This window comes from Actinoplanes lutulentus (genome assembly GCF_003259845.1).
Lineage (GTDB): Bacteria > Actinomycetota > Actinomycetes > Mycobacteriales > Micromonosporaceae > Actinoplanes > Actinoplanes lutulentus.
Window position 1 is genome coordinate 19,855 of the sequence record NZ_QLMJ01000038.1, and the last position, 7,349, is coordinate 27,203.

The following is a 7,349-nucleotide window of genomic DNA, read 5'->3' on the forward strand; positions in this document are numbered from 1 at the left end:
TGAGCTCGCCGCTGGGTGCCGGTCCTTGTTGCGTTGGAAGGCGTCTGCTCGCGGCGAGATCGAGCGGTACGCCATCGCCGCGGGGGCCTGTCGGACCCTCGTGGCAAAATCTGGCGCGTGCAGATCGGGGTGCTTGGATCGTTCGAGGTTCGTGCGGGTGACGGGGTTCTTGCCGACATCCCGGGCGCCCGCCTGCGTGCCCTCCTCATCGCCCTCGCCCTCGACCCCGGCCGCATCGTCCCCAAAACCACGCTGCTCGACTGGATCTGGGGCGACGACCTACCCGCCGAGGCGACGAACGCGTTGCACCGCCTCGTCTCCCGGCTTCGCAAGGCGTTGCCCGATGGGCTGATCGAGGGCCACACCGACGGATACCGGCTCACGGTCGACCCCGATGCCGTCGACGCCGTGCGGTTTCAGCGGCTGATCACCGCGGGCCGGCCGCGGGATGCCCTAGCGCTGTGGCGGGGCGCGCCCTTCGCCGACGCCGGCCTGCCGGACGGCATCGCCCGTGACACCACGGTCGCCCGGCTCGACGAGTTGCGGCTGGTCGCGCTGGAGGACGTCGGGACGGTCACCGAGCTGACCGGGCTTGTCGCGGAGTACCCCATGCGGGAGCGCCTCGCTGCCGCACTCATGCGCGCCCTCGTCGCTGCCGGGCGGGGTAACGAGGCGTTGCTGGTCTTCGAGCGTACGAAAGAAGCCCTGGCCGATGCGCTCGGCGCCGATCCCTCGCCGGAGTTGTCCGGCCTGCACGTGGCGTTGCTGCGCGGCGACGTCGGCCGGCCCGAGCAGGAGCGGCGGACCAACCTGCGCGCCGAGCTGACCAATTTTGTCGGCAAAAGTGACGACATCGCCGCGGTCCGCGAGCTGGTTGCCGGGCGACGGCTGACCACGCTGATCGGGCCGGGCGGGTCCGGCAAGACGCGGCTCGCCACCGAGACCGCGCGGACGCTGACCGGCGATCTTCCGGACGGCGCCTGGCTGGTCGAACTCGCTGCCATCTCAGCGAGCCAGAGCGGCAGCCGCGAAACTCAGGGCAGCAGCCGTGAGACGACGGGCAGCAGCCGTGAGACGACGGGGAGCAGCGACGAAACCCAGGGCCGTGGCCGGGAAACCCCGAGCGGCGGCGGCGGTGATGTGGCGCAGGCTGCTATCACCGCGCTCGGCCTGCGGGATGCGTTGCTTGCCGCGTCGCCGCACACCGACCTGACCGACCGGTTGATCAGCGCCATCCGTGACCGGGAAATGCTGCTCGTTCTCGACAACTGCGAGCACCTCATCGAGGCGGCGGCCGATTTTGCCCATCGACTGCTGGGGGAGTGCCGGCGGCTGCGGATTGTCGCGACGAGCCGGGAACCGCTCGGCATCACCGGTGAGGCGCTGTGGCGGGTCGAGCCCCTCGCGGTGCCCGGCCGGGACGCCACCGCTGACGAGATCGAGGGGTCTCCGGCCGTACAGTTGTTGCTGGAACGTGCCGGCGCCGTGCGAACGGACCTGGCGCCCGATCTTTCGGTCCTGGCGCGCGTCTGCCGGGCGCTCGACGGCATGCCGCTGGCGATCGAGTTGGCCGCGGCCCGGCTGCGCACGATGTCTCTCGACCAGCTCGCCGCGCGGCTCGATGACCGATTCCGATTGCTCAACAAGGGCAGTCGCACCGCGCAGCCGCAGCACCGGACGCTGCGCGCGGTCGTCGACTGGAGCTGGGAACTGCTCACCGAGCATGAGCGGATGGTGCTGCGCCGACTCGCGGTGTTCAGCGGCGGGGCGAGTCTGGAGGCGGCCGAGCGGGTCTGCTCCGGCGGCGGCGTCGAGCCGGACGACGTGCTTGAACTGATCACCTCGCTGGCCGAGAAATCGCTGCTGGTCACCAGCGTGGCCGCGACGCCGCGGTACCGGATGCTCGGCACGATCCTGGAGTACGCCGCCCAGCGCCTCGCCGAGGCCGGCGAGCAGGAGTCGGCGCGCCACGCGCATCTGGCCTGGTTCACCGAGCTGGCCGAGACCGCCGAACCGCATCTGCGCCGCGCTGACCAGCTGACATGGCTCGCCGTTCTGGAGGCCGAGCACGACAACATCGGCGCCGCGATGCGAGGCGCGCTGGCCGCCGGCGAGGCATACGCGGCGATGCGGCTCGCGGCCGGCGCCGGCTGGTACTGGTGGCTCAGCGGCCGTAAGGCCGAAGGCGCCGAACTGATCATCGCAGCCACAGAAACGTCCAAGGAAACGTCCTCAGGGACGCCCGGCGACGTGCCCGACGACGTGCCCGACGAGATCCGGGCGACCGTCTACGCCCTCGTCGTCCTCTACGCCGGCTCCGGCCGCGCCGACGAGCACCAGGCCGCCGAGTGGATCAACAAAGCGTTCGCACTCCGCGGCACCATCGACAAGCCCGGCCCCCTGCTCAACCTCGTCGTCCCCCTCGAACGCCTCCTGCGATCCCCCCAGGACTCCCTCCCCGCCTGGGAAAACCTTCTCCAGGACCAAGACCCTTGGGTACGCGCACTGGCCCGCCTCCACCTGGGCAAGACGCGGATCAACCTCGGCCAGACCGGGCGTGAAGCCGACGAATACCTGGAGACCGCGCTCGCCGAGTTCCGGGCGCTGGGTGAACGCTTCGGGATCTACTTCGCGCTGACCGAGCTGGCCGACCGGATCGCCACCCGCGGTGACCTCGCGACAGCCTGCGACCACTACGAGCAGGCGATCACCGTGGTGACCGAGGCCGGCGCCATCGAGGACGTCATCCAGCTGCGGGCCCGCCAGGCCCAGCTGTACTGGCTGCTCGGCGACGAGGCCGCCAGCGCCGCCGCGCTCGCCGAGGCACAGCGGTGCGCCCAGCGGGTGACCTGGCCCGACGCCCTCGCGGAGCTGGCGATCACCCGAGCCGAGCTCGCCCGCTGGCGCGGTGATCTCCTCGAGTCGCGGAGCCAGCTCGATGCCGCGACGGCGATTCTGGGCGACAAGGCAGACCAGCCGACGGTACGCGCGTTCACCGAAAGCCTCCGTGGCCTGCTCACCGACGACCTCACCGCGGCCCGCTCGCACCACACGTCGGCGTGTGAGGCCGCCGCGGAGGCGGGGCATGCCGCCCTGATCGCCGCGATCCTCGTCGGTGTCGCGGACCTGGCTCTGCTGTCCGGGTCGGAGATCCAGGCCGCGCGGCTTCTGGGCGCGAGCGCCGGGATGCGCGGACTCAAGGACGGCTCGAACCCGGACGTGGCACGCATCGAGCGGGCAGCACGAAACCGCCTCGGCGACGAAGGGTTCGCCGAGGCGGTTCGGGAAGGCACGCTGACCGGCTGGCGTCAGCTGGCCGAGATCACGCTCACGCCCGCTTCTTGAACGTGTTGGACGCCCACAGATAGCCGACCAGGGCGATCCCGATGCACCAGGCGACGGCGGCCATCAGCGCGCCGGTGTCCGGTGTGCCGTTGAGGAACCCGCGCAGGCTCTCGATGATCGGCGTGAACGGCTGGTACTCGGCGAACTGCCGCACACCGGGACCCATCAACTCGGCCGGCACGATCGCGCTGCTGAAGAACGGCAGCATGACCAGCGGCACCGACGCGAGACCGGCCGTCTCCGGCGACTTCGCCGCCAGGCCCAGCGCCACGGTCAGCCAGCTGGTCGCGACACCGAGCAGCAGGACGACACCGAGCACACCGAGCCAGTCGAGCGCGCTCGCCGACGGGTTGAAGCCGAGCAGGAACGCGACGCCGACCAGCGCCGCGATGGCGATCAGGTTGGTCAGCACGCTGGCGACGACGTGACCGTTGAGCACCGCGCCCCGGGAGACGTCCATGGCCTTGAACCGGTTGATGATGCCTTTGGTCATGTCCGAGTTCACCGAGGTCGCGGTCGCTCCGAGTCCGTAACAGACGGCCAGCAGCATCAGCCCCGGCGTCGCGTAGTCGATGTAGTCGACGCCGACGTTGAACGCGTCCCCGAACACGTAGACGAACATCAGCATCATCACGATCGGCATCAGGACCGCGTTGAACAGCGACGTCGGGTTCCGGGTCAGGTGCTTGAAGTCGCGGCGCAGCATGACGAGGGAGTGGGATTTAGTGCTCATTTCGCGGCCTCCGCGGTGCGGCCCGTGAGGGCGAGGAAAACGTCGTCAAGGTCGGGGGTGTGCACCGAGAACTCCTCGGCGCTGAGCTGGTGCTCGGCGAGCCGGTCGAGCAGGGCGCGCAGCGAGTCGGTGCCGCCGTCGCTGGGAACCCGCAGCGTGAGGGCATCGGCATCCTGCTGTGCGCCGGGGTGGATCCGGGCGGCCGCGTCGAACTCGGCCACCGAGGCGAACCGGAGCCGGACGTGGGTGCCGCCGATCTGGCGCTTCAGCTCGGCGGGTGTGCCCTGGGCGACCAGCCGGCCACCGTCGAGCACCGCGACCCGGTCGGCGAGCTGGTCCGCCTCCTCCAGGTACTGCGTGGTCAGGAAGATGGTCACCCCGTCGGCCACCAGGTCACGGATGATGTCCCACATCGTGCGGCGGCTGCGCGGGTCCAGCCCGGTCGTCGGCTCGTCGAGGAAGATGATCCGCGGGTTGCCGACCAGCGTCATGGCCAGGTCCAGCTTGCGGCGCATGCCACCGGAGTACGTCGACACCGGCTTCTGCGCGGCCTCGGACAGCTCGAAACGCTCCAGCAGTTCGGTGACGACGGTGCCGCTGACGTTCTTGCGGCTGAGGTCGACCATCAGCTGGAGGTTCTCCTGGCCGGTCAGCAGTTCGTCGACGGCGGCGAACTGGCCGGTCACCCCGATCAGGGCGCGGACGGCTTTGGCGTCGGTGGTGATGTCGTGGCCGGCGACGCGTACCGTCCCGGCGTCGGCGGTCATCAGCGTGGTCAGCACGTTGACGGTGGTGGTCTTGCCGGCCCCGTTCGGGCCGAGCAGGGAGAAGATCGTTCCGGCCGGGACGTCGAGGTCGATGCCGTCGAGCACCACCTTGTCGCCGAAGGCCTTTCGCAGCCCGGAAACCTCAATCGCTGAACTCATGGGGGTAACCATGGGCGCGGTCGCTGACACGGCGCTTTCACGGCTCTGACACGCGTCTGCCGGTGCTGTCAGTCCCGTTGTTGCGGTCGTCACTAGAACGTTCTACGGACGAAGTCGCTAGAACGTTCTAGAGTCTGCGCTCGTGGAAACGTTATCCGCGGGACGCCGGTGGGCTGCCCTGTTCGCCCTGGCACTCGGCGGTTTCGGGCTCGGCCTCACCGAGTTCGTCGCCATGGGCCTGCTTCCCGAGATCGCCCGAGATCTACTTCCTCTTTCGTACGCCCGATCGGCCCCCGACGCCGTCGCCACGGCCGGCTGGATGATCACCACGTACGCGCTCGGTGTCGTCGTCGGCGCGCCCACCATCGCGGCGCTGACCGCCCGGGTGCCTCGCCGGCGGCTGCTCGTCGGGCTGCTCGGGCTGTTCGTGATCGGCACCCTGGCCTCGGCGATCGCACCGACGTTCGGTCTCGTCATGGCCGGCCGCTTCGTCTCCGGGCTGGCCCACGGCGCGTACTTCGGGGCGGCGGGCATCGTCGCGGCGAACATTCTCGGGCCCGGCAACTACGGCAAGGGCTTCGCGATCGTGCTCAGCGGGCTGACCGGCGCCAACGTGTTCGGCGTACCGTTGATCACCGCTCTCGGGCAGGCGCAGGGCTGGCGAGTCGCGTACCTGGCGGTCGCGGGGGTTTTCGTGCTCACCCTGCTTGCCGTGCTCGCGACCGTGCCGCCGGTGGCGGCCGCCCCGGGCGGCTCCCCACGCGCCGAGCTGCGCAGTTTCCGCTCACCGCACGTCTGGCTGGTCGCGCTGGTGGTGGCCGTGGGTTCCAGCGGTTTCTTCGCGGTGATCAGTTACGTGTCGCCGGTGACCACGCACGTCACCGGGCTGTCCAGCAATACGGTGCCGTGGGTGATGGCGGTGATGGGCTGCGGGATGACCGCCGGCATCCTGACCGGCGGTTTCGCCGCCGACCGCGACCTGCGCCGCAGCGTCGTCGGCGGGTTCGCCGGCATCGTGGTGACGATCGGCCTGTTCGCGGTCGTCGCGCAGCACCCGGTGGGCCTGTTCGTGGCGGCCTTCCTGGTCGGCGCGGCGGCGTGTTTCATCGGGCCGGCCATCCAGACCTGGCTGATCTCGGTGACCCCGGGCGCCCAGCTCATGGGCGCCGCAGTGAATCAATCAGCCGGCAACATCGCCAACAGCGCCGGCGCCGCGCTGGGCGGCGCGGCGATCAGCCTGGGGTGGGGCTACCTGGGCGCGGCGTGGATCGGCTTCGCCCTGGCGGCGGCGGGCCTGGTCCTGGCAGCCGTCACGTTCTCAGCCGCCGCCCGCCCGGCACCAGCGTTGGCGCCCGAACACGCCGGCGTGTGAGCTTAGCCCGCCCACTCGGGTAAGCCGCGGGGTGTGAGTACGGCCTGCCCACTCGGGTCAGCCGGAGGCGAGCCCAGCTCGCTCACCCGGGTTAGCTGGGGGGCGAGAGCCCGGCCCGCCCACCCGGGTAAGCCGCCTCTGTGCCGAGTTTCCCGTCCAGCCTCGTGCGATCTTGGCGGCTCTCGCCCGAATGTCAGCCGGAACGTGCCTAGATCCGCGTTGGTGGGGTGCCGAGGTGGTGTCGGGCGGCAGCGAATGCCTCTCCCCGCGCGATGTTGGCAGCTTCTGCCCGAATCGCAGCCCGTACCGCCCAGATCTGCGCTGGTGGGGTGTCCGGTAGCAGTCGTCGTGCCTTCTTCCGCGACGGATCTTGGCAAGTCTTGGTTGGCGGACAGGCGCTCGGTTTCACCATTTCGGCACGCAAAGCTGCTGATCAATGTCAGCGGCATGGGAGCGATTCGAGGGCACACGGTGTGCTTTGGTGCACGTAGCTGAGGGCACACGGATGCTCGGGTGGCGTGGATGGGGTCACACGGTTGCGGTTCGTGCGACTTCATCGTGGCCAGGGCGTAGACCCGGGCACACGGCGGCGTTATGTGCGACCTGATCCACGCCGCGACCCGGCCTGGCCCACTCTCACGACCGGCCAGTCCGGCTGGTCCGGCTGGTTGTCTCGCGGGCGGTTTGACAGCATGGCGAAAGTCGAGGTGGGCGGCGCTTGCCTGGATCGGCTGCGGACGCAACGATGCCCCAGCCGCAGGGGGATCGGCTGGGGCATCGCTGGTCTTGCAGGGGGTCAAAGACTTCAGTAGCCGAAGTCCTGGGTGTAGTACGGGGTGCCGTTGGCGGAGTAGACGGCGCCGACGCCGACGGTCTTGGACTTGCAGTTGAGGATGTTGGTGCGGTGGCCCGGGCTCTTCATCCAGCCGTTGACGACCTGGGCGGCGGTGCGGTAGCCGTAGGCGACGTTCTC

5 protein-coding genes are annotated in these 7,349 nt (G+C 70.0%); 2 read left to right on the top strand and 3 right to left on the bottom strand.

Annotation, left to right across the window (positions count from 1 at the left end; all coding sequences use genetic code 11):
• Positions 1-117 precede the first annotated feature (117 nt).
• A complete protein-coding gene (locus tag B0I29_RS44890; RefSeq protein WP_111655294.1) occupies positions 118-3,345 on the top strand; it encodes an AfsR/SARP family transcriptional regulator in 3,228 nt (1,075 codons plus the stop codon).
• Here B0I29_RS44890 and B0I29_RS44895 read toward each other — a convergent pair.
• On the bottom strand, positions 3,329-4,078 hold the full coding sequence (locus tag B0I29_RS44895) for an ABC transporter permease (RefSeq protein ID WP_111655295.1): 750 nt from the start codon (positions 4,076-4,078) through the stop codon (positions 3,329-3,331). The genes B0I29_RS44890 and B0I29_RS44895 overlap by 17 nt on opposite strands.
• Positions 4,075-5,004, bottom strand: coding sequence for an ATP-binding cassette domain-containing protein (locus B0I29_RS44900; protein ID WP_111655296.1), 930 nt, complete (start codon positions 5,002-5,004; stop codon positions 4,075-4,077). The genes B0I29_RS44895 and B0I29_RS44900 overlap by 4 nt, the downstream gene beginning before the upstream one ends.
• A 142-nt stretch (positions 5,005-5,146) precedes the next feature.
• Between B0I29_RS44900 and B0I29_RS44905 the strand changes: the two genes are divergently transcribed.
• Positions 5,147-6,376 (top strand): MFS transporter, encoded by a 1,230-nt coding sequence (locus B0I29_RS44905; RefSeq protein WP_111655297.1) that lies wholly within the window; start codon positions 5,147-5,149, stop codon positions 6,374-6,376.
• 805 nt (positions 6,377-7,181) lie between these two features.
• On the opposite strand, the gene B0I29_RS44910 is transcribed toward B0I29_RS44905, so the two are convergent.
• Positions 7,182-7,349 (bottom strand): CAP domain-containing protein (locus tag B0I29_RS44910; protein WP_146617075.1); only part of this gene is annotated, 168 nt, incomplete at its 5' end.